This is a genomic window from Streptomyces capoamus, assembly GCF_014654935.1.
Classification (GTDB): domain Bacteria; phylum Actinomycetota; class Actinomycetes; order Streptomycetales; family Streptomycetaceae; genus Streptomyces; species Streptomyces capoamus.
Genome location: NZ_BNBF01000041.1, coordinates 17,909 through 39,597, shown reverse-complemented (window position 1 = coordinate 39,597; position 21,689 = coordinate 17,909). Strand labels below are relative to the sequence as shown.

Annotated in this window: 22 protein-coding genes and 5 pseudogenes; 10 read left to right on the top strand and 17 right to left on the bottom strand. The window is 70.1% G+C overall.

All coding sequences use genetic code 11. The annotated features are described in order from the left end of the window. From IE312_RS36250 to IE312_RS36240, 4 genes and pseudogenes are all read right to left on the bottom strand, one after another. Window positions 1–214 (bottom strand): annotated as a pseudogene (locus IE312_RS36250) (hypothetical protein); the annotation flags it as partial. Window positions 215–266: 52 nt separating this feature from the next. After that, a complete protein-coding gene (locus IE312_RS43925; RefSeq protein ID WP_268254402.1) occupies window positions 267–401 on the bottom strand; it encodes a hypothetical protein in 135 nt (44 codons plus the stop codon). Between the two features lie 109 nt (window positions 402–510). After that, window positions 511–1,041 carry an SRPBCC family protein gene (locus tag IE312_RS36245; protein WP_189986573.1) on the bottom strand — a complete coding sequence of 177 codons (531 nt, stop codon included), beginning with the start codon at window positions 1,039–1,041 and terminating at the stop codon, window positions 511–513. 59 nt (window positions 1,042–1,100) lie between these two features. After that, on the bottom strand, window positions 1,101–2,132 hold the full coding sequence (locus IE312_RS36240) for a medium chain dehydrogenase/reductase family protein (protein ID WP_189986572.1): 1,032 nt from the start codon (window positions 2,130–2,132) through the stop codon (window positions 1,101–1,103). 176 nt (window positions 2,133–2,308) lie between these two features. Here IE312_RS36240 and IE312_RS36235 point away from each other — a divergent pair, with 176 nt between their 5' ends. The 3 genes from IE312_RS36235 (at window position 2,309) to IE312_RS36225 (ending at window position 5,142) form a co-directional block, all read left to right on the top strand. Further along, the gene (locus tag IE312_RS36235; protein ID WP_189986571.1) at window positions 2,309–2,974 is read left to right on the top strand and encodes a TetR/AcrR family transcriptional regulator; all 666 of its coding nucleotides are present in this window, start codon (window positions 2,309–2,311) and stop codon (window positions 2,972–2,974) included. An 894-nt stretch (window positions 2,975–3,868) separates the two neighbouring features. Beyond that, window positions 3,869–4,486, top strand: a complete 618-nt coding sequence (locus tag IE312_RS36230; protein ID WP_189986570.1) for a DUF4232 domain-containing protein — start codon at window positions 3,869–3,871, stop codon at window positions 4,484–4,486. Between the two features lie 278 nt (window positions 4,487–4,764). Then, window positions 4,765–5,142: a hypothetical protein gene (locus tag IE312_RS36225; protein WP_189986569.1), complete on the top strand. Its 378-nt coding sequence runs from the start codon at window positions 4,765–4,767 to the stop codon at window positions 5,140–5,142. 153 nt (window positions 5,143–5,295) lie between these two features. Here the strand turns inward: IE312_RS36225 and IE312_RS36220 are convergent, their stop codons facing one another. Further along, entirely contained in the window at window positions 5,296–6,771 is a 1,476-nt protein-coding gene (locus IE312_RS36220) for a transcriptional regulator (RefSeq protein ID WP_370467688.1), read from the bottom strand. 554 nt (window positions 6,772–7,325) lie between these two features. Between IE312_RS36220 and IE312_RS36215 the strand changes: the two genes are divergently transcribed. Next, the gene (locus tag IE312_RS36215; protein WP_189986567.1) at window positions 7,326–7,592 is read left to right on the top strand and encodes a hypothetical protein; all 267 of its coding nucleotides are present in this window, start codon (window positions 7,326–7,328) and stop codon (window positions 7,590–7,592) included. A gap of 460 nt (window positions 7,593–8,052) precedes the next feature. Here the strand turns inward: IE312_RS36215 and IE312_RS36210 are convergent, their stop codons facing one another. Further along, window positions 8,053–8,514: a hypothetical protein gene (locus IE312_RS36210; RefSeq protein WP_229900866.1), complete on the bottom strand. Its 462-nt coding sequence runs from the start codon at window positions 8,512–8,514 to the stop codon at window positions 8,053–8,055. Window positions 8,515–8,556: 42 nt separating this feature from the next. Continuing rightward, window positions 8,557–8,697, bottom strand: a pseudogene (locus tag IE312_RS44230) (HNH endonuclease); the annotation flags it as partial. A gap of 246 nt (window positions 8,698–8,943) precedes the next feature. Here IE312_RS44230 and IE312_RS44225 point away from each other — a divergent pair. Continuing rightward, window positions 8,944–9,666 (top strand): annotated as a pseudogene (locus tag IE312_RS44225) (DUF4158 domain-containing protein); the annotation flags it as partial. 404 nt (window positions 9,667–10,070) lie between these two features. Here the strand turns inward: IE312_RS44225 and IE312_RS36200 are convergent. After that, window positions 10,071–10,553, bottom strand: coding sequence for a hypothetical protein (locus IE312_RS36200; protein ID WP_189986565.1), 483 nt, complete (start codon window positions 10,551–10,553; stop codon window positions 10,071–10,073). A 399-nt stretch (window positions 10,554–10,952) separates the two neighbouring features. Continuing rightward, window positions 10,953–11,282, bottom strand: coding sequence for a transposase (locus IE312_RS43380; RefSeq protein ID WP_229900865.1), 330 nt, complete (start codon window positions 11,280–11,282; stop codon window positions 10,953–10,955). Window positions 11,283–11,898: 616 nt separating this feature from the next. Here IE312_RS43380 and IE312_RS44745 point away from each other — a divergent pair. Beyond that, window positions 11,899–12,006 (top strand): annotated as a pseudogene (locus IE312_RS44745) (nucleic acid-binding protein); the annotation flags it as partial. 174 nt (window positions 12,007–12,180) lie between these two features. Then, window positions 12,181–12,624, top strand: a complete 444-nt coding sequence (locus tag IE312_RS36190; RefSeq protein ID WP_229900864.1) for a hypothetical protein — start codon at window positions 12,181–12,183, stop codon at window positions 12,622–12,624. Between the two features lie 94 nt (window positions 12,625–12,718). Here IE312_RS36190 and IE312_RS36185 read toward each other — a convergent pair whose 3' ends face one another. The 3 genes from IE312_RS36185 to IE312_RS36175 form a co-directional block, all read right to left on the bottom strand. Beyond that, on the bottom strand, window positions 12,719–13,837 hold the full coding sequence (locus IE312_RS36185; RefSeq protein WP_229900863.1) for a hypothetical protein: 1,119 nt from the start codon (window positions 13,835–13,837) through the stop codon (window positions 12,719–12,721). Window positions 13,838–14,010: 173 nt separating this feature from the next. Beyond that, complete coding sequence (locus IE312_RS36180; protein WP_189986564.1) at window positions 14,011–14,727, bottom strand: cysteine hydrolase family protein; 717 nt, start codon at window positions 14,725–14,727, stop codon at window positions 14,011–14,013. Then, window positions 14,727–15,311, bottom strand: coding sequence for an isochorismatase family protein (locus IE312_RS36175; RefSeq protein ID WP_189986563.1), 585 nt, complete (start codon window positions 15,309–15,311; stop codon window positions 14,727–14,729). Before IE312_RS36175 ends, IE312_RS36180 begins: the two co-directional genes overlap by 1 nt. A 159-nt stretch (window positions 15,312–15,470) precedes the next feature. Here IE312_RS36175 and IE312_RS36170 point away from each other — a divergent pair, with 159 nt between their 5' ends. After that, window positions 15,471–16,469, top strand: coding sequence for a GlxA family transcriptional regulator (locus IE312_RS36170; RefSeq protein WP_229900862.1), 999 nt, complete (start codon window positions 15,471–15,473; stop codon window positions 16,467–16,469). Between the two features lie 38 nt (window positions 16,470–16,507). On the opposite strand, the pseudogene IE312_RS36165 reads toward IE312_RS36170, so the two are convergent. Then, window positions 16,508–16,889: pseudogene (locus tag IE312_RS36165) on the bottom strand (RidA family protein); the annotation flags it as partial. On the opposite strand from IE312_RS36165, the gene IE312_RS36160 reads away from it, so the two are divergent. After that, window positions 16,834–17,229, top strand: a complete 396-nt coding sequence (locus IE312_RS36160) for a hypothetical protein (protein WP_189986578.1) — start codon at window positions 16,834–16,836, stop codon at window positions 17,227–17,229. The pseudogene IE312_RS36165 and the gene IE312_RS36160 overlap by 56 nt on opposite strands. A gap of 1,035 nt (window positions 17,230–18,264) precedes the next feature. On the opposite strand, the gene IE312_RS36155 is transcribed toward IE312_RS36160, so the two are convergent. After that, on the bottom strand, window positions 18,265–18,435 hold the full coding sequence (locus IE312_RS36155) for a hypothetical protein (protein WP_189986561.1): 171 nt from the start codon (window positions 18,433–18,435) through the stop codon (window positions 18,265–18,267). Between the two features lie 167 nt (window positions 18,436–18,602). On the opposite strand from IE312_RS36155, the gene IE312_RS36150 reads away from it, so the two are divergent. Then, window positions 18,603–19,091 carry a hypothetical protein gene (locus IE312_RS36150; protein WP_189986560.1) on the top strand — a complete coding sequence of 163 codons (489 nt, stop codon included), beginning with the start codon at window positions 18,603–18,605 and terminating at the stop codon, window positions 19,089–19,091. A 656-nt stretch (window positions 19,092–19,747) separates the two neighbouring features. Here IE312_RS36150 and IE312_RS43920 read toward each other — a convergent pair. The 3 genes from IE312_RS43920 to IE312_RS36145 form a co-directional block, all read right to left on the bottom strand. Then, window positions 19,748–19,879 (bottom strand): hypothetical protein, encoded by a 132-nt coding sequence (locus IE312_RS43920; RefSeq protein WP_268254401.1) that lies wholly within the window; start codon window positions 19,877–19,879, stop codon window positions 19,748–19,750. Window positions 19,880–20,322: 443 nt separating this feature from the next. Next, window positions 20,323–20,448 carry a hypothetical protein gene (locus IE312_RS43915; protein WP_268254399.1) on the bottom strand — a complete coding sequence of 42 codons (126 nt, stop codon included), beginning with the start codon at window positions 20,446–20,448 and terminating at the stop codon, window positions 20,323–20,325. Between the two features lie 220 nt (window positions 20,449–20,668). Beyond that, on the bottom strand, window positions 20,669–21,577 hold the full coding sequence (locus IE312_RS36145; RefSeq protein WP_189986559.1) for a peptidoglycan-binding domain-containing protein: 909 nt from the start codon (window positions 21,575–21,577) through the stop codon (window positions 20,669–20,671). Between the last annotated feature and the right edge of the window lie 112 nt (window positions 21,578–21,689).

The following is a 21,689-nucleotide window of genomic DNA, read 5'->3' as shown; positions in this document are numbered from 1 at the left end:
CTTTGCGGCGGACTGTGGGCGGCTGGGGCGGGCGCAGCCTGGCCGTCTCCGCTACGCGCAGCAGGTATCCGCAGTCACCTTGCGCGGCGAGCAGCTCCTGGTCCTCGCCGGAGATGAGCCGGGCGAAGCAGGCCGCGGCCCGCAGGAAGACGCCCGCCCACAGCGGTACGGGGCAGGCGGCGCAGCCGTCGGTATAGCGAGCGCGGTCGTGCAATCTCGTGATGCGGCATGGCGCACTGTGACGGTAAGGCCGGCCTGGCCGGTCATCACGGGGCGACATAGGTATGCCCGCGCCACCGCACGCCGTGGCTGGTCAGCTTCCGCGGCAAGCCGTCGTCCTCCAGGGTGTACGTCGACAGATCGGTGGCGGGGATGTCGGTGACGGGAGTCGGATCGGCCATGCGCCTGGGGAGACAGCGCAGTGCACCGACAGCGTCCTCGCCTGTCAGGGGGTCTTGCGGGCTGATCCCTCCGTGGACCCTGGCCTGCATCGTCTCCGCTTGAGCGGTTTCAGTTTTCGGCTGTGGCCTTGAGGTTATGGAGCCAGGCGTCGAGGGACGCGTCGAGTGCCGCCTGCAGGTTTGCGGTGTCGGACTCGACGGGAGCGCCGGACCAGGACTCCTCGGTGTGGACGTGTACTCCGTCGCGTTCTTGGCGGAAGGTCCATACGTGGACGGCGGTGATGCCCTGGGCGGGGCCGCCCCAGACGATCCGGTGCCCGGGACGGGCCTGCTTCACGGTTGAGGTGATGTTCTGCAGGCCGTTGACCGACCACACGAACACGGAGCCCTTCCGCAGTGGACCGGGGGTCTGCTTGGCGGCCTGTGTGACGTCGGGCTGCCAGGTGGGCCAGGCGTCCACGTCGGTCTGGATGTTCCAGACGCGTATCAGCGGTGCCTGGATCACGATGTCGTTGCGGGTGATCACGGGGGCGTCAGGGTCGATGCCCGGCGGCTGATGGGGAGCCGCGGCCTGTCCTGACAGAGCGATCAGGAGGGCGGTGGGCACGGCTGCAGCCTTTGTGAGCAGGGTGGTGAGCATGGCGTTCTCCGTCTGTGCGCGGTGGTGGGTCCGGGGCGTTGGGTGCGGGGGCGGCGTGGTTACGGGACGAGGACGACCTTGCCGCTGACCGTGCCGGACTCGGCCAGGCGCAGGGCCTCGGCGACACGGTCGAGGCGCAGTTGGGCGGCAATGGCCGGGGTGATGTCACCTCGGCGCAGGGCGGTGAAGACTTCAGTTAGGTCGTTGCGCAGCCGGGCCCTGAAGCGGCTGGGGGTGAGAGCGCGGCCGGCCCAGACGTTGAAGAAGTAGGCGCGGCGCCGGTTGGGCAGAGCGTTCCACAACCACACGCGCGCCAGGAGTTTGAGGACGGGCCACTGCTTGGAGCCTTCGTCGTCGCGGGTGGAGGCGCTGCCGTAGGAGACGAGGGTGCCGCCGGGGGCGAGCATGCGCCAGGAGTCGATGATGCTGCGGCCGCCGACGTGGTCGAAGACGGCGTCCACGCCGCCCGGGGCGAGTTCACGGACGCGGGCGGGGATGTTCTCGGTGCGGTAGTCGATCGGTGTCACTCCCGCTTCGCGCAGGGCGGCGTGGTGGCGCGCGGAGGCGGTACCGATCACCTGGACGCCCGTGGCGCGGGCGAGCTGGACCAGAACCGAGCCGACTCCCCCGTTGGCGCCGTGCACCAGGACCGTCTGCCCGGCGCGTACGCGGGCCTTGCGGTGCAGCATCTGCCAGGCCGTGATGCCGTTGATCACCACGGTCTCTGCTTGCGCCGCGCCGATCCCGTCCGGGACCGGCACCAGGTCGGCGGCGTCGACGGCCACGTGAGTGGCCCAGCCGCCGACCTTGAGCAGTGCGGCCACCCGTGTGCCGGCGAGGCTGGGAGCGACGCCGTCTCCGGTCTCGATGACGGTGCCGACCAGGTCGTAGCCGGGGACGAACGGGAAGGGCGGCTGGTCGTAGTAGCGGCCACGGCGCATCTGCTGCTCGGCGAAGGAGACTCCGGTCGCCTCCATGCGGACGACGACCTGTCCCGGGCCGGCGGCCGGCACGGGTCCCTGCCGCACCTCGAGCCCCTCGGGTTCGACCCTGCCCGGCAGCACGACCTCGACCATCTCTGCAGCGTTCATGGCGACCTCCATCGACCTTGACCAGCGCAGTTAGCGGCTGGCGCTTTCGTTAGAAGTTATAACTGCTTCACAGAGTGACAGTCAAGAGCGTTCGTAATAGGGTCTAACTCAGATCCGAGCGCCGAGCGGCCCGGATGCACAGGAGCCGGTGATCACACGCGAGAAGGGATGAGCACATGACCGTCGCGGGCAAGAAGACACCACGCGACCGCTACCGCGCCCAGCTACGGGCCGAGATAAAGGAGCGCGCCTGGGAGCAGATCGCCGCCGCCGGGGCAACGGGACTGTCCCTGAACGCCATCGCCAAGCAGATGGGCATGAGCGGCCCCGCGCTCTACCGGTACTTCGCCAGCCGGGATGATCTGATCACCGAACTGATCCGGGACGCCTACCACAGCCTCGCCGACACCATCCGCACCGCCGCCGCCTCGGGCGCGGACCTGGCGGTACTGGGACACGCGCTGCGCGCATGGGCACTGGACGACCCTCAGCGCTACTTCCTCATCTACGGCACACCGGTCCCCGGCTACCAGGCACCCGACGACATCACCGCGATCGCGTCCGAGATCATGGAAGCCCCCCTGAACACCGCCCAGCCGACCGGCGGTTCCGCGCCCGGCGTGGATGCCGGCCACCGCGACGCCCGTCTGGAGGCGCACCTCGCCCAGCACCGGCAATGGGCGGCAGACCACCCCGCACCACCGGCCGCCCTGCGCCGCGCCCTGCTCTTCTGGACACGCCTGCACGGCATCCTCTCCCTGGAACTGGCAGGCCACTTCACCGGCATGGGCCTCGACCCGGCCGAGCTCTACGACAACGAACTGCGCCACCTGAGCCCGTAGGCGCTCCCTCTGGATACAAGGTGTCGTTCGGTCGCCAGCGGCCGAGCCGTCGACGGTCACCGATGCCCAGGGACTGGCCGGCAGCAGAACCTGATCTTCGCCGCCGCCGGCGAGGACCGCGCCGCCGTGGTCGCTCCAAGGGCACCGTCAACGGCCTGTTCCCGCTCATCAACCAGATCTGGAAGACCGGCACGGCTCCGGCACGGCCCCCGCACCGTCCCAGGCCACGCTGTACCTGCTCGTCACCAGCCTCGCCCGGCCCGGTGAGCTGCCCACCGGGCCCGTGAGGCAAGCACCGGCAAGCGTCGACGGGCGAGCCTTCACCCCCGCCACATCTGCGGCCCGGCGAACAGGTCCAGGTCCACACCAGCCGGGCCCCCGGCACATACAACCGCACACCGCCGCCCCGCACCCCCGCATCCGCAGAGCCCTGCGGCACCGGCACACCGGTGGGCGGCCCGTCGACAACAAGCGGACCACCCGTCCCGTCCACGAGCCCTGAATCCGCCAGCGCCCGGCCACAGCCGGGGGCAGCCGGGTGAGACGACGGGCGCGGGGTGTGTCCACTGGGTGTCCGACCGCCCGGCCTCAGGCGTTCCCATCCCGGCCAGGCGTCCCAGGGTCACGTGTTTGCGCAGGTCGCCGGGGGTGGGACCGTCCCATCGATGCAGGTTGGCCGGCGGCTGTTGTCCCAGGCCCACGAGGCGTCCGACTCTATGGCTGTCGCACCGGCTGAAGCGGCCGGCCATCCGGCGGCGCCACGGCACCCCCAGCTCACCCGTCCCAGATCACACGCAGGTCTGCGGACATCCGGGACGCAAGCGCGGGTGCTCACCACAGTGCCGCGGCTGCGGGCGTGTGCGACCTCGTATCGAGCAGAGAAGGAACACGCATATGAACGTGAAGTCCCTTGCCGGCCGCCGTGCGGCCGTGGCCGCGGGTCTCGCCCTGGCTCTTGGGTGTGGTCTGTCGGCACAGGCCTCCGCCGCCGGGTCGGGGGCGACCGGCGGGAAGGCCGAGGGCGCGGTGACGCACCGCTCGGGCGGCAGTGATGACAAGGGCACCGTCGCCGGCTGCTCCGAGGAGGTCCTCGGGGTGTCCGCCGTGAAGGAGCCCGCGGACAGCAGGGGCGCCCGGCACCTCCTCATCACCGTCCAGAACGCCGGGGACAGGGCGTGCAACCTCTACCGCTACCCCCTCGTGCGGCTCGGTGCCGATGCCCGGACCACGGTCCCCGTGATCAAGGAGAGCGACCCGAACCCGGGGGTGCCCGTCACCCTCGCTCCGGGTGCGGAGGCGTATGCCGCTCTGCTCGTCAGCGGCGGTGCCATGGACGAGTACCCGGCGAAGAGCATCACCCTCGGCCTCCAGGGCCGCAAGCCCGGCAGCAGCGCGGGCGGGCCGATCGATGTCCCCATGCCCGTCGAGACGTTGTACGCGGACGACGGTCAGCGTGTCACCTATTGGACGACCTCTTCCGGCTTCGCCCTGGACTTCATCATGTCGAAGTGACGGGCCTCGATCGGTCGGGACCGCTTCCCGGCGGCTGCCCCGGACGCACACGACCTGCCGAACACCGGCCGTACGTCCGTGTGGTCAGCAGGAGCATCCGCGACGAACAGCAGAGCCGTGGCGGCCGGGCCCGGGCGTGAACACCGAACACCCTCAAGCACCGCCGGCACGTGAGGAGTTCGTGACAGCACACACGTTCCTCCGGCCGTACTCCCCCGGGTGGCGCCTCGCGTCACTCGCGGGTGCGTCGAATCATCTGTCCAATCCTTGGAGTTTCAATGAAGTCCATCGTCCGGAAGGCCGCAAGCTTCGCGGCGGTCGGCATGGCCGTCGTGGCAATGTCTGTGACCGGTGCGTCCGCCGCCCACGCGGAAGGCCCCACCCAGGGCTGCCCGTACCCCTACGTCTGCTTCTACGCGGACAACGACGCCCTGCTCGCGGGCCACCCCCTCTCGAAGTACCGGGACGTCACCAGCGCCTATCAGACGGTCACCCCCCGGCCGCACTACGGAGTCCTGAACACCCGGAACGACGACGTGGTGTACCTGCGGCTCCAGAGCGGCGGCTCGATCTGTCTCGCGCCGAACCAACAGACCGTGTTCACCGATTCCTACGTCGTCAACGGAATCAAAATCTCCAGCAGTTCCACGTGCTGAATCCGCCGGCACGGCTGGCAGGCGCGCGTGAGCGCGCCCGCCGGGTGGCGGACAGGGCTGGCTGAGGAGCCCAGCGGGCCGACCGAGCTGCTCGCCGACGGGACGGCATTCTGAGTGAGCGATCCGCACCGCAGCGGCCGGGCCTGCTGCTCGTCAGTCGCCGGTCTCCTCGTCGTCGTAGGCGGTGGTCATGGGGACCCAGCCGGAGGGGTTGCGGTACCAGTAGCGCGGTAGTCCTTCGACGCTGGTGGTGCGGAACGGGCGGCCGTGGTCGTCGATGCGCAGCGTGCCGGTCCGGCCCTGCGAGGACCAGTCGAGTTCCAGGTACCAGTCACAGGTGCAGGACTCGGTGCGTGCGGAGACCAGCAGGACCTCCGGCTCCCGCAGGGACACCCGGTAGGGGAAGTCGATCGCGGGGGCCGGCCTGTCCGGCTCGTTGCCGGGCACCGAACGGGCCAGGGGCCGGTGCGCGTCGAGGTCGACGGAGAAGTGGCGGGGGATGAGGACGGCGCCGCAGCCTTCGTACATCGAGTAGGCGGTGCCCCGGCGGGCGGCGGGGGTGGTGCGGTTGACCATGCGCACGTGCAGTGCCTCCAGGACGACGGCGGCGGAGCCCTGTCCCTGCACCGAGATCCGCAGATTGGTGGTGCGCCCGTGCACCGCCCCCTGCGACGCCGCCCACACCGCGGCGTCCTGCGGCGTCGGCGGTGGCGGGACCTGCTGCGGTGGCTTGGCGATGACGTAGTCGTGGTCGCATTCGAGTCGCCAGATATGGGAGTCGGCCGTCCAGGTGAGCGGGGTCGCCGGTGGGACCGTGCCGGCGCTCGCCCGGTGCTTCCGCGGACTGCCGCTGCTGGGCGCGGCCGGCGCCGAGGGCTTCGGTGTGGCGTGGGCGGGGGCCGACGACTCCACGCCACCGGAAGGCAGGCCGGCAGCGGACTGCGGGCTGCCGCCGCTGTGCGCGGCCGGCACCGTGGGCATCGCTGTGGCGCGGACGGACGCCGACGGCTCACCGCCGCCGGACGGGTGGCCGGCGAGGGATGCGCTGAGGCCGGCGAGCGCGAGGGCGAGCGCGGCCGCCAGTGCGGTCCATCGCGCCAGCCGTCGTCGCGGGCGCCCGACGCCGGGCTGTCGGTCGGCCGGCGAGGTGGGCTCGGGACGCGTGTCGGCCGAAGAGGCCGACTCCGGCCGCCGGCCGGCTGACGAAGTCGACTTCGGCCGCCGGTCCGCCGAGGAATCCGGCTCTGGGCGCGGGTCGGCCGGCGCATTCGGCTCGGCTGCCTCATCCGCCGGCCTGCCGTGGCTCGCGGATGCGGTCGGCGCCGCGGTGCTCGAGGTGTCGTGGCCCGCCGGCGCGCGCCGGGTATCGGACGGGCGTGACCGTTTCCGTGCCTCGACTGCCAGGATCCACTGGCGGTGCAACTCCACGCGTTCCTCGGGGGAGGCTCCGCAGAGTGCGGCGAACCGCTCGATTCCGGTGAAGTCCAGGGGCACCGCCTCTCCGACGCAGTAGCGGTGCAGCGTGGAGGCATTCATGTCCAGACGGCGGGCCAGCGCCGCGTAGCTGCGGTCCGTGCGCTCCTTCAGGCGCGTCAGCAGTAACGCCAACTCCGACACGTCGTCGCGCATCGCATCCATGTGGTCCGTACCCGCATCCGTCCGTCTGCCTGTGCCGTCATGTCCCGGTCCGGGACGGCCGTCCCAGGCGCTTGCCTACCTGCACTCCTGCACGTCCGTACGGCTGGGATGGTTCCCACGTGTTGTCGTCCAGACGAAGTGCCGGCGATCACCGCATCCGCGGCCGGCCGTCCGGAGCGCCCGCCGCGCTGGAACGGGCGCTGAGTGAAGGACCTCCGAGCTGCGGCGCCGGACGCCCTTGCGGGGCCGGTGGAACCATCCCGGTCCTGCTGACGTGCAGGGATATGGGTCACCTGGGATACGGGGACACGGGCGTACGGGGCAAGGGCGGGGGGAGCTGTGCCGACCGGGGACGATGCCGGGCAGTTCGCGGCGTTGCTGCACCGGCTGAAGGCTGGCAAGTTCCAGCCGTCCTTGTCCTCGGTGCGGGAGGCGCGTTTTCTGGCCAGTACTCGCAAGTAGCGGCACGGGGGACGGCCGGTGGGGGCATGATCGCGGTTGTGTTACGCGACGACATGCCCGCTTGCGTGCGGTGGGAGATCCTGATGCAAGAACGGTTCAGCGGCGTGTGGATCTGCAAAGACTTCGGGCGGGCGTCCACCGGCGCGGACCCCGCCGAGCTGGGCCGGGCTGTCCTGGCCGCCTACCTGGCCGGCCGGGACAGCCGGGGCGAAACGTTCCGCGTCGTCGTCCGCACCGACCACGGGTACGACGTCGTCATCACCCCCGACCAACTCACCGCCTCCGGCTGGGAAGCGGACCCGGCCGTCTGCCGTGCACTGCCCGCCTACCTCCGCAACGCCCTCACCTGACACCGGGCCCACGACGACCACAATGCCCGTCCTGCCCCGGCCGCTCACCCCGGCTCGAACCATCACTGCCTGCCCTCAGAGGCGCCCACGCCGAAACGCGGACTGCGGGGTGACGGGGCTGGCCGCCGAAGGCCACGGCTCGCCGGAAGGCATCACTCGTCGTCCATGATCGACCGGAGATGTTCGGTGAATGCCTCGTCCTCTGCGGCGCCCGGGGTGCGCGTGTTAGGTGCACACCAGGCACTGTCCGTACCCAACCCAGCCGAAGACAGGGCCGACATGGGCGCAGAGGTGGGGGTATGGCCCCTGAGGAGGGCTTTCCGAACCGCCGCGTCCTATCAGCTCGGATTCTGCCACGGTCCCTGGGGCGACCGAGGACTGCGGTTTCCAGTCACCCCTGATGTTCGTGCAGGTCAGCGGCGGCGAAGTGCTGTACCGACCTCGTCTCTCGCCTGCACACCTATGCCTCGTCGTCGAGATCACGCTCCCTGCCAGCGAGGTACTCCCGGACGAGGCGGCCGAGCACTTCGCCCTCGTGCGCGCGCTCGTTGAAGACGGCGCGCTGGAAGGCTCCGGCCTCCTCCCGCTCCAGGAACGCGTGCAAGAGCCTCGCCTGCGGATGGAAGTAACCACAGCAGATCAGGCGCGTGCAGTACCCCTTCAGCTCCCTGACCTTCGGGGTCCGCCATGGGTAGTGCGGGTACCCCTTGAGCTCCGCCTTGCAGCGATCAAGGATCTTGAACAGCTCAGTCTTGTTCCCCCACTTCTCCTCGCCGTAGTGCAGCTCGAACCACTCGCGGCGATCCGCGTCGGCTATCTCTCGCTGGACGCGTTCCACGCGCCTTGTGATGCCGGCGAAGACCTTAGGGCTCATCCTCCACTTGGAGCGCGTCAGCTCCGGATACCGGTGGCAGATGTCCACATCTGCCACCCAATGCGCAGCGCTCTCGTGCTTGCTCTTCCGGAGGTTGCAGGGCTTGCAGGCAGGGACAAAGTTCCACCAGATGTCGTGGCCTGCCCCGGCGATCGGCCTTTCGTGGTCCAGTGTGGTAGACGGGGAGCGGCCGCAATACACGCACAGGCCACGTTGCGCAGTCAGCACCATCAGCCACACCCAGGCCTTCTGCTTGCCTCTGTCACCTCGGCGAACAGCTTCCACTGCACCCCTCCTGCCCGTAGCCGGCTAGACGGGATCGTAAGACCAGGCGCTGACAATCCCGGCCTCGGGGAACATCGGTACAGCGGTTATCGGTGAGAACGATCACGGTCGTCTAGCACAGTGATCCACTTCGCCGCTGGGGTTCGGTGAAACGCCTCCCGGCTCGGTCCGGGGCTGGCTACGGTCCGGATCGTGCCGGTGGAATTTCTGAGCGATGAGCAGGCCGGAGCGTACGGGACGTCCGCCGAGCAGCCGACGAGGCCCGAGCTGGAGCGGTTTTTCCTCCTGGACGACGTGGACCGGGACCTGATCGCCCTGCGGCGGACGGAGCATCACCGGCTCGGCTTCGCGCTTCAGATGTGCACGGTGCGGTACGTCGGCCTGTTCCTGGAGGACCCACTCGCAGTGCCGTGGCCAGTGATCGAGCACCTGGCCGTGCAGCTCGGCATCGAGGACACGTCGGTGGCCAAGCGGTACACGGAGCGGCGCCAGACGCTGTACGACCACGCATGGAAGATCCAGGGCGCCTACGGCTACCACCCCTACGAGGACACCGAGTGGGGCCGGCGGTTCCCTGCGTTCCTGCACGGGCGGGCATGGGCGCACGCCGAAGGTCCGAAGGAGCGCTGTTCGACCACGCCGTGGGCTGGCCGCGCCGTCACCGGGTCCTACTGCCCGGGGTATCCGTGCTGGCCCGGCAGGTGGCGGAGGCGCGGACGGTCGCGGAGGGAGCTGCCGGCCACCGTGAAGTTCAATGGTGCAGACCCTCGCCGCCGCCGGCGAACTCCAGCGCGACCTCCAGCGGGAACTGACGGACTGCGGGCCGCCGAGGCCAAAGGCAACAAGGGCGGACGTCGCCCCCCCGTCCTGGAGTGGCAATGGAGGAGCCCTCCAGGTACGCGGTTCGCACGGAGTCGGTCCTGTCGGCCGCCACACCGCCGCCGAGGAGGACGCCCCGGCCCCGGAGCCGCCGGTCACCCTCAACCTGCCCGGCAAGGTCTCCGGCCTCCTCCGCGCCGCCGACCTGGAGCCCGCCGAGCGGACCGCGCTCGACCAGGGAATGATCGTGCGGCGCGGCCAGGGTTACACCCTGCGCGTCACCGCGGTCCCGATCGTGCACCGTGGCTCCTCGCCCTCTGTCAGCCGCTCGACGACGGCCAGGGCACCCCGGCGGTCCCGGCTCAGCGCAAGGTCCGCCGCGAGTACGAGAACCGGGTCAGCGCGCTCGCGAGGGAGCTCGTGGCGATGCTGCCGTCTTCCGTGACCACGCTGGCACAAGCGTGCCTTCCCGACCCACGCGCCGCCGCGGGCTGTGCCGCTCAGTCGCAGAGGAACAGGTGTGGGTTGTCCTTGAACTCGAGGTAGAGGCTGCTGGCACTCTTCCCCATCTTCACGGACACGGTCGCGCAGAACTTGTCCGCGACGCGGACCGGCCCGGCGTACTCGCTGAACATGCCGGAGTCCGTGTCGCAGTGGGTTCCGTCCGACTTGCACAGACTCAGAGACATGTACTGTTTGGAGTCCTGGTTGTTGCCAAGGATCGCGCAGCCCTTGTCGCCGTTCTCGTAGCCGTACAGCGTCGCCACCGTCTTGCTGGGGTCCGCGGGCGCGGTAAGCCGCCAGGCAGCGGTTTGCTGGTATCCGGTCCCGCACACGTTGGTGACCGCCTCTGTGACCGAAGGCTGGGAGGCGGATGGCGTGGGCTTCTCCGCAGCCACAGCATGCGGAGCTGACACGGCAACGGCGGCGAGCGTGGCGGCGGCAGCGGCACATGCGCGCAGCGTCGACAGGGACTGCAGCATAGAAAGCTCTTCCTGTTAGTCACAAAACTGTGGTGTATCGACCAGGGATTCGGGTCCGGTCATCGACCATAAGGCCGACCGCGATCTCTGCAGAGCGAGTTTTCCCAGGAGCCGGACCGGTTGGCCGGAAATCACCATCGGCCGGAATGCCGTCCCGGTGCCCGTGGAGGCTGGGATAACTGCGCGAGGTTCCGAAAGCGGAAGGCATTACCTCCTCGAAAAGACGACCGAACGCGGACCTCGTGGAACGGTTCGCCCACCCGGCTAGGGTCCCATCCTGGCGTGCGCGGCAGGCAACGTCGGTACACAGCACGGCACCGTCCCGGCGAGTGAGCCGCTTTTTTTCGACCTTCCTCTGAGCAGGTCGGGTGGAGGGTGAGTCGCCTGGATTACTGATCTTCACGTAAGTTCGGTGGGTGGGTGGGTGGTCGGGCCGGTATGGGCGAGGAATGACCATGGCAGTCGGGGGTTGGCGTTGATGCGGTGGATGCCTTGTCCGGTGGCGTCTGTCACATCGGCGAGGTGGTCGCCGGCGAGGTTGGCGAGTTCACGCTTCTTGAGCGAGGACCACAGCAGTTCCACCGGGTTCAACACGGGAGCGTAGGCGGGTAATCGTTCCAGGGTGAGCCAGTCCTGTTCGGCGACCCAGGCCCGCATCGGCCGCCAACAGTGGGTCGACAGGCCGCCCCAAACCAGGACCACTCGCTCGCCGCGGTAGAACACCTTCACCTGCTCCAGGACCTCGATGAGCCGGCGGTGTCGTAGCTTCCGGGTTTGAGACGGAAGCACAGGCGGGCCCCGTGACCGGCGTCGGTGGGGTGGTAGCCCAAGGCTCCGGTCATCGACGCGATTAATGTTCAGGTGGTGCCGCAGCAGCGGGGTCCGCCCTTGGGGCGAGTAGGAGCGGCGGGTCAGAGGGAGCAGGGAGATACGGCGAGGAGGGACTCGCCGAACTCTCCAGGCCGCTGCACCTCATACCCGACGACATGGTGTCCGCGGCTCCTCAGAGGTGCCCAGCCACTGGGATGACTTCCCGCGTCTCTACCGCCGTCTCGTCCCACGCATCATCCGTCCCTTGTCGCCGGCCAGTTCCACGTCTCCGGGTCGGCTGCTGCGAGTCGTGCTGATCATCCATGGGAGAAGCGTCCGTCAGGTCACCTGTGGACAGATGGCGGCGAGCACACCTCCGCGTCGTACGGACAGGCGCTGTCGAAGGGTCGAACTACCGTTGGACCGTGACGACGTACGCCTATCCCGACGATCACCTCAAGGCGCAGCAGGCCCTGAATGAGGTACGCGCCGGCCCCAAGGCCCTGGTCAAGACGCTGCCGTATCTGAATAGCCCATGGAGGCTTGGGAGCGCCCCGACGGCTATTGGCTCGCCACGTCCCGCGCGTACCCGGACTCGCCGGGCTGGTCGGAGCAGGAGCAGAAGGATGTCGCCGCGCTGCGGGAGAAGGAACGCGATCTCACTGCCGTGATCCTCACACACCCTGGGGCGAGGTCGCCGCACCCGAGCGGGCCGATGCCCGGTCCCAGCTCAAGCACGCCGTCGAACGCGAGGACGGCGGGAGCGAGGAGGCGGCGTAGCCGTGGCGGACACGCCGAACGAGCCACCGCCATCAGCGTGGTCCTTCCCGACGGCCAGGAGGTCACCGGCCGTCTCCAGGAGCGCCAGCAACTCCCGGACACCTGGCTGTACAAGGTGGCCGTCCCGGCCTGGCAGAACACGCCTGAAGGCCGGGTGGAGCCCGCTTGGTATGTGGTGTGGGTGAAGGCCCCCGACCATGTGAAGCCCGCGCCCGGCGTTTCCTACGACGACGTTCCCACGACCCGGCTGCCCCCACCGCCGGCGGAGCGCGAGATCCTCGGGCCGCGCCGGCCGTCGGGCTGGATGCTGCAGAAGCTGGAGCGCGGTCGCGGCATCACCCATGCCGTCGAGGTCCGCGCGCACCTCGAGCAGACTGAGCGGCACGGCAAAGCAAGCCCCCGGGAGCATTCCTCGCTGGTGCGCTGGTCGTCACGCGAACTGCACGCGCCGGATCCAGCCGAGCTGCGGCGCTCGCCCTGACCGCCACCGCCACGCGCGCCCGCGTTTCGAGCGGCTGAGCAGCCGCTCGCGCCCTTCGTGGTGCACCGCAGGGCGCGAGCGGCTTCCGAGGGGGTCAGTGCGGGACCGGGCACACCCCCGCGGCGGCGACCGTGTTGTAGGAGGGGGCAGCGGGGGCCGTCACCGTGTTGCTGCCGAGCTGCTTGAGGATCTCGTCGGAGAGCAGGTCCTGCTGGCCCTTGAGGGCATCGGCGACCGTCGTGTCCTTCGGGAAGACCAGCTCGGCGGCGATGTTGTCCTGGACGATGCGGGCGAGGTTGTCGAGCGCGGTGAAGACCGGATCGGCCGGCGGCTCCAGGCCGGGCAGGTCGATGAGGTGCGTGGAAACCTTCGCCGCGTTCATGCAGTCCTTGAGGATGATGGTGTTCTGGTTCAGGACGCTGGTCGTCCACTGGGAGAGCACCACGCAGTAGAGATCGGCCCACGCCGCCTCGCCGACCTTGGCGCGCCAGGTCTTCATGATCTCCTGCACGCCCTTGATCTGGGCCTGCGAGGCGTGCTCCATGTTGGTGCGGATGGCCGGGTAGACGCTCCCGGAGAAGTCTTCGAAGGACTTCATGTCGAAGTGCTTCGCGGCGACCGAGGCGTTGATGAACTTCAGGCCGCCGTCGAGGATCGCCGCGCAGGACGTGGTCAGCGCGGCGGGCAGCGCCGCCGCGGGGAGGTTGGCGCGCGCGGTGGTGAGCTTGGTGGCGTAGGCCTTGAGGGGTTCGATCCAGGCGGTGGACGCCTCGTCGTTGTACGCGACCAGGACCAGGTCGTGCGGGTCGATGCGGTTGGCGTTGGGCAGGTTCGGGATCTTGTCCGCCAAGTAGGAGGCGATCACCGAGAAGATGCCGAGGGGGACGTGTGCAATGGACTTCGCCAGCTCGAACGTCTGCGGCACGGGGTTGGCGGACTCCTGTCCGTCCTGGGTCACGAGGGTGAAGCGACCGCCCTTCGCGTCGTTCTGTACCACGACGACCGGGGCGAGGTGTTTGATCAACTCGGCTTTCAGCGTGGCGTAGTTGGCTCGCATGCCCGCGTTGACCGCGAAGAGCGACTCGCGCGCCTGGGTCTGGGTGACCGTGGCCGTCGTGTCCGCGGCCGCAGCGCTCGGCGCCGTCGAGTAGCCGATCAGGGCGGCGGTGCCGATGCCGCTGGCGCCGCCTATGAATCCTCTGCGCGTAGCCATCTTCTTTCTCTCCCTGGGGATGTGAGGTTCGGTTTCTTGGGGCGCGGGGGGATCTCGTTCATGGGGGGACCTTCTTTTTTGGGGGGGTGGGGGGGGATTAGGGGGTTGTGGTGTGCGTGGGAGCGGAGAGGGGCGCCCGGGCCCTGGGCGTCTGTCTCCCCTGTGGGGTTACTTCACTTGATGTCGCGTTGCTTGGGCACGACAACGCCGAACCGGTCCTGGATCGTGGCGAGCGCGGACTCGTGCACCTGCCGCGCCGGGATGCCCAGGGGGTTGCCGCGTACCGGGAGCGGGCGGGTGGCGGAGGCGTCGCCGACGACGGTCGGGGCGTAGCCGTGATAGACGGCGCCCTCGGTGGTGAAAAGGGTGCACATGTGCGTCATGAAGCCGGAGATGATGACGTTCTTGCGGCCGGTCTTCTTGAGCACGGCGTCGAGGTTCGTCTCGTGGAAGCCGTTGGGGACGGCCTTCTCCACGACGGTCTCGCCCTTGGCCGGCTTGAGCGCAGGGATGATCTGGCCGGCCTTCGACGAGAGGTCGTACCCCTTCTCGACGATGTGGACAACCGGGGTGTGGGCCTTGCGGGCCCGGTCGAGGAGGGCCTTGGTGTTCTCGACGGCCGCGCGCCAGCCGGTCAGCTCCATCGTGCCGCCGGTGTAGACGTTCTGGTAGTCGACGAGGACGAGCGTGGCGTCCGAGAGCTTCGCCGGCGTCTCGTCCGCCTTCGTCAGCTGCCGCAGCGTCGTCGTGTCCCGTGCGTAGTTCTTCTCGTGCCGCTGCTCGCCGCCGCCGGTGCGGGTGGCGGCCTCGGAGCTGCCGCCGCACGCGGTCAGGGTGGCCGCGAGGACGGTGCCGGCGCCCAGGGCGGCGGCGGATCGGAGCAGCTTCATCAGACGATCTCCTTCTGCGACAGGACGACGACGCCGTACAGGTCGGCGACGGTGGCGAGAGCGCCCTGGTGCACTTGCTCGGCGGGGACCTCGGTGCCCGCGACCGGGAGCGGGCGGGTGGCGCTGGCCTCGGCGACAACGGTGGGCCGGTGGCCGGCGAGGAAGGCGCCCTGCGCCGTGAACGCCACGCACATGTGCGTCATCCAGCCGGCGACGACGACGTCCTGGCCGGCGGTGAGGTGGTCGGCGAGGTCCGTGCCGATGAAGGCGTTCGGGACCTGCTTGACGACGACAGGCTCCCCGTCGACCGGCGCGACCTTGGGATGGATCTGCCCGATCTCGGCGCGGATGTCGTACGGGGTGCCCTCGCCGCCGTCGTTGATGACGTGCACGACCTTGGTACCCGCCTCCCGGGCCCGGGCGAGGAGCTGCGCGGCGGCGTCCAGGGACGCCTCCCAGCCGTCGAGCTCCATGACGCCCTGGGTGTAGGTGTTCTGGAAGTCGATGAGGATCAGGGTCGAGCCGGCCAGCGTCGCGGGGGTCTCGTCGAAGCCGTTCAGCTCGCGCAGCGTGGTTCGGGACATGGGTGTATACCGCCTTCGGGAATCCGGGTGGGAGGCGCGGTCCGGGAAGATCGCCGGGCCACGTCCACAAAGCTATGACCCCGCCGTGACGTCGACAATGACGTCTAACATGCAGAAACCGACATGCTCGTTGTCGGTCAGCCGTGGAGGGGGAAGCGCGTGCCGGAGACCGCCGGACCAACCATCGTGATCGTGCTCTTCGAGGGGGTCGACCTGCTCGACGTCACCGGGCCGCCGGAGGTGTTCTCGCTGGCGCTGCGCGAGACCGAGGAGGCGGCGGGGTACCGGGTGCTGCTCGCGGCCGAGACCCTGGACCCCGTCACCACGGGCGCGGGGGTGCGCATCCTGCCCGACATCACCTTCGCGCGGGCCGCCGCGGGCAGCATCGACACCCTCATCGTGCCGGGGGCGGTGGAGTTGGACGAGGAGCGCCGCGTCCACCCGCTCGTCGACCCGCGCCTTGTGGAGTGGGTGCGGGTGCTGGCCGGGCGCACGCACCGGATCGCGTCGGTCTGTGTCGGGGCGCATCTGCTCGCGGCCGCCGGGCTGCTCGACGGCAAGCGCGCCACGACGCACTGGTCGACCGCGCAGCAACTCGCCGCGGACCACCCGGCCGTGGAGGTCGACGCCGACCCCATCTTCATCCGCGAGGGGAACGTGTGGACGGGGGCCGGGATCAGCGCCTGCCTCGACCTCTCGCTCGCGCTGATCGCTGACGACCTCGGTGAGGCGGTCGCGCTGCGGGTCGCGCGGCAACTGGTGATGTACCTGAAACGGCCCAGCGGCCAGAGCCAATTCAGCGTGCCGCTGGAGCAGGTGTCGACGACGCGGCGCATCGAGGACCTGCGCCACCACATCCTTCGGCACATCGGCGAGCCGCTCACCGTCGTGGACCTCGCCGCGTACGCCCACGTCAGCGACCGGCACCTGACCCGGCTCTTCAAGACGGAACTGGGCACGACGCCTCACGCCTACATCGAGTCGGTCCGGGTGGAGAAGGCCCGCCACGAGCTGGAGTCGTCCGACGCCACGGTGGAACGCGTCGCCACGCTGTGCGGGTTCGGGACGACGGACACGCTGGTACGGGCCTTCCGTCGCCGCCTGAACACGACGCCGACGGAATACCGGCGGCGGTTCCGGGTGCCGCTGGGGCCGTGAACGGGTAGCCCGGCCCGGTGTGCGAGGCGGCCGGGCGGTCACGGCAGCAGCGCGGTGCCGTCCAGTTCGACCAGGGCCTCTTCGTCCCAGATCCGGGATACACCGATCACCGCCGTCGCGGGATATCGCGGCCAGCCAACCTCCGCCAGATCGCGCCGCGTTCGCGGGCACGGGCGCGGTGGTCCGGGACGTCCGTCGCGTAGACCGTGACGCGCGCGAGGGCGGCCGGGGTGCCGCCCGCGTGGGGCAGGGCGGTGAGGAGATTGCGCAGGCCCGCTCGAACTGCTCGGGCAGCGTCATGCCGGTGTTCACCCCGTGCGCGTCCAGGGCCGTCTGCCCGGCAAGCAGGAGCTGACGGCTGCCGGTGGCGACGACGGCGTGCGAGAAACCCGCCGGCGGCGCGAGTTCGGGCGGGTTGACCGCTCGGGGGCCGGGCCCGCGGGCGCCGGGCTCATCGGGCCGTCTCCTGCTCGTCGGTTCGCTGTGGGCGCGGAGGCTGATCGCGCCGACCACCACCGGCCGCCAGGCGTCGACCGGGCAGACGCTCACACTGGTCCCTGACATCCCCGACCCGGCCAACCCCGCCGGCGCGCTGACCGGCCGGCTTACGAGCGACCGGTTCGAAATGGCCCTGCTCACGGTGGTCAACTCGGTTGTATTCCGCTCCTCGGGCCGGGACCTGACCACTGCCGGCACCTACACCTGGGTAGAGGGTGTCGTACCGGCGCGGCGCCCAGTAGTGGCGCGGCTTCCTCAATGACCTTCACCGCATGGCGACCTTCGTCTCACGGGTGACCGCGAACACGAACGCCACCGGCACCAAGCCCTCCCGGCCCGTCGGCGGGTAGACCCGTCGCCACAGCCGCTTGTCGTGCAGCAAGGCGACGGCCGGGACGGCGCCGCGGCGGCCGGGCGGACAGCGAGTGCGGCGAGGCGGACGTGAACTCAACGGGCGGCCGGCAGCCTCGGGGCGCCTCACCCCCGCGTCGGCGGGGAAGACGAATTCGCGCACGTGGCAGCGTTCATCGTCATCGGCACCCCCGCGCCGGCGGGGAAGACCACAGCACCCCGAAGGAGTTGCCGGCGAGGGTCGGCACACCCCCGCATCGGCGGGGAAGACTGCTCACGGACGATCTCGAAGATGTCGTCACCCGGCACACCCCCGCGACGGCAGGGAAGACCACCGGCGGGTTCCTCACCCTTGACTGGGGGTCATGCGGATCAGGGTAAGACCATCGAAGTCGACGAGCACCAGACGGCGAGCGACAACCGACGACCGAGCGGCGGCCGGGCAGAGCGGCCGGATGCGGACGGGCCCGACACAGCGGCCGGCGGGCGGCCGACGGGCAGGGACCACGGCGGCAGCCCGGCGAGACGGCGCGGGGGCGGCCGGCGGAGCGGCAGGGGTGGGGGACAAGCGGTCCCCCGCGCAGCAGTGGCTCCTGGACAGCACGCTCGGTCCTCAGCCCGCCGGGCCCGACGCCCGGCCCGTGAGGCACCCTCGCCTACCAGCTGCTGGAGGCCGCCGGCTTGCAGCGCACCCGCCTGACCGGAATCGTCCTCTAGGCTGAGGACCTCACCGATGCCAGCCAGGCAGCCCAGCAGATCAGCCTGGACACCGCCCGCGAGTCCCGCCTCGCTGAGCAGGCCATGAACCGCATCCGGGAAAAGTTCAGCCCCACCTGCATCAGCCCAGCCGCCGTCATACCCCTTCCGCCACGCCTCATGAGCCGTCTGACGGCGCAGGCCGCTCCCGGGAACACGGCCGCGATCGTCCGCGTCCCGAGAAGCGCGTTCAGCGGCGGCCGCTCTTTTTCTGTTCGGTCCAGATGATCAGCACGCTCACGGCCAGTACGGCGGACAGGATGCCCAGGAACCAGGCGGGAGGGCCGACGAAGATCGATACGACGAACCCCAGGAATGTGGCCAGCAGCGCCATGCTCGCCCACATCTCGCGATCACTCATGCGTCCCCCTGTGCGTGGTGAGCCCTCGTCCGCCGCGGACGGGTGAGTAGAGCAAGAGAGACATCACCAGAGGCACGGCAGTCGGTCAAGGGCCGGTCAGCGACATCGCCGACGACCACTCCGAGCAGAGGTTCCGCAGGCACTACGCGCACGGCACCACCCTGCGGGTGGTCGCCGGCAACGTCGTCGTCGCCGCGCAGCAGCACTGGCTGAGTCAGGCTCTGGACGGGCCGGTGGTGCTCTCGCCCCAGGCTGAGACCGCGCTCGGCGAACCCGGTGCCGCGCGGGCGCTGGGCCTGACGGTGGGACAGGTCGAGCAGTTGCGGGCCGACCAGCTCGACATGGGCGCTCCAGCTGCAAGGACCCGCTGGACTCGCCCTACGGCCGCCCCGGGCAGCTGTACCCGGTCGCGCCGACCCGCTGCACTGGAGTGCCGCAACGCGTTCGTCCTGCCGTCCAACCTGCCCCAGCTCCTGCTCTTCGCCAACCACCTGGAGCGCCTGCGGCTGCGGCTCTCCCCGCCGCACTTCCACTCGCTGTGGGGCCAGAGCCGGGTGAACGTCGCCGAGGCGATCAGCGCCCGCACCGACGCGGAGATCGCCCTCACCCGGTCAGGTCGCCCACGCCTGCGACCGGCTGAGAGTGTCGATTCTTGATTGCGTGGCTCGGAGAACCCTGGCCGCAGCGCCGACTGGCGTGGGCAGTTCGGCAGGGCACCGGCAGACGCTGACCTGCCGCTCTGAGAGCGGAGCCGACGCCACGAGGCAGTCTCATCTACACCCGCGGGTGATTCGACATAGCCGGTACTCCCCGTCCCGACACGTCAGCCGCACCTCGCACTGCCGGCAGCACCTCTCGGCAACAAGCTCCGCCTGCCCTTGCCGTCAGCGTCGGCGGAGGTCCTCGGACCAGTCCCGGAGTCGATCCTCAAGGACCAGGTTGTCGCCGCGGGACACGGTTTGCAGCAGCTCGGCACAAACGGTCGCTTCGGCGGCGGCGCGGCCGGCCGGGCTGCCCAGGACCGGGAAGGCGGCGCGGACACGGGCGGCGGTGTCCGGCTGGAGCAGTGTGTAGGCGGAGCATGGCGGCGTCGAAGCCCTCAGGAGCTTGGCCCCAGCCCTCCCAGTCCAAGAGCCGCAGGGGCGAGGCGGTGAGGTTCGCCCAGTGCACGTCCGAGTGAGCGGTGGTCCAGCCGATGACGGCGGGGGCCGGGATGCCGACGAATTGGGGGGATCGCCCGCGCGGGCGGGGTTGTGCAGGCCCGCCGCCAGTAGAGTCTCGCACTCTCCATCACGCCGGGGACGGGGTGACGTCAGTCGATCTGCATGCAGGTGTGGGCCCGCGTGTAGCGCTTGGCCATCCATCCCGTGGTGCCGGCGGGCAGTCCTGACGTCGTGCGGGTGCCGAGTCGCTGCCGCTGCCCCAGGCTAGCCTCACCAGCCACCAGCTGCCATGGGTCTGGTGCCCCGCGGTGGAGCGTCGCGGGGAGCGGGCTGGGTCCGGCTGCGGCGCAGGTCGGGGCCGGGTGAGCGGAGGCAGGCCGAGGTGGTCGGCGATGCCCCGAACCTCTGAGCGGCGCCGCACCGGTCTTGCCGACGCCGGACGGGTGGTGGCCGGTGTCCTGTTCGTGCTGGTGGTGGTTGCGCATGCCCTTGTCTCACAGGGACAGCGCGCGGCGTCGGCGTTCGTCGCGGCCGGCACCGTCGAGGAGCGACAGGCTGCTGGCGCAGTTGTCCAGGGCGCCGCGCAGCAGGGTCCAGGGCTAGTGAGGTCGACCTCGCCGGCCGCCGTGAGGCAGCACAGGGCGTCGGTGTGGGCCAGGCCGGGGCGCAGGTGCAATCCTCGTCGCCGGAAGCGGCCGCAGGGGGGTGGGCGCGTTCGCGCGGCTCATGACCATGTGGTGCCGACGGCCGGGGGCCGGGTGCGGCGGCTGTCGGGCTTCCGTCCGACCTGGTGGGCGACGGTGTCGATCTCGGCGTCCTTGTAGGCGGTGCGGATACCGGAGACGGACATGCCGCTGAACTCGGCAAGCGGTTCGAGCTTGTAGGGGCGGTCGCCGGGGAACTCGCGGGCATAGGCGAGGAATTGTCGGATTTCCGTCTCGGCGGTCTCCTTGCGGGCGTGGGCGTTGCCGAGGGCTACCAGCGCATCACGGGATGAAACAACGGGAGAAAATGACCTCTTAGCTCCCGATCTGGCTATGAGTGCGGTCCGGTACGGTCCGCCGCCCCGGTCAGAAGTGGTTCAGCAGCGCGCCCCACGTCTGCGGGCCGATCTGCCCGTCGACCACGATGGCCGCGGCCTGCTGGAAGGCCCGGGTGGCGGCGACGGTCTGCGGTCCGAAGATGCCGTCGACGGGTCCGGGGCTGTTGCCGTGGGCCAGGAGCAGACCTTGGGCGTTCTTGACGTCCTGGCCCTGGGCGCCCTGGTCGAGCGTCGGGTTGGGGATGGACGCCTGACCCAGGTGCACCTTGCCCCACACCGCCGGCCGGTCCCCGGCCTCGGCCAGGATGCAGAACCACAGGCTGGCGAGGCTGCCGCGCTTGACGGCGAGCAGGTCGCCGGGGCGGCCAACCGTCGCAGGGCTGCTGATCAGCTCGGAGGGGTCGAGCCGGACCTGCGCTCCGCCGCCCGAGGAAAACAGCCCGCCGTACGAGCTGTTGCTGCTGCCCGACACCCCGATTCCGGACCCGCTCTCGCCCGACACCCCGGTGCCGCGTCCGCTCTCACCCAGGACTCCGGTGCCTTCCCCGCCGTGCAGCGTGAAGTCGCCCTGCGGCAGGTCTGGTAGGAAGTCGATGCGGCTCTGGCCGACGACGCCGGGCGCGCCGCGCAGCGCGATGCCGAAGACTCCGCCCGAGTTCTCGGGACGGCGGACGAATCCGAGGACCCCGGCGAAGGTCCGGCCTATGCCGTGCACGCCGTAGCGGTCGCCGTCACCGAAGACCCCGGTCCGATCGACCTCGGGCTGTCTGTCCGACTCCTGGCCCGGTCCCAGGCTCTCCCCGTACACCCCGCAGGACGTTCCGACGACGTTGACGCCGTGGACGGTGTCCGTCGACTTCGTGGAGAACCCGGCGCGCGGGAAGCCTGCACCCGTGAAGGACGGTCCGGTCGCCGTGAATTGGTCGTCGTGAGCCATCGCCACACCCCAGGGTGGGACCTTATTCCGGAAATTCCCCTCCCACAGTCCCATCCTCCTCCTCAGGAAGACGTCCGCAACCCGAGGACGGCACAGCACCTCGCCGCACTGC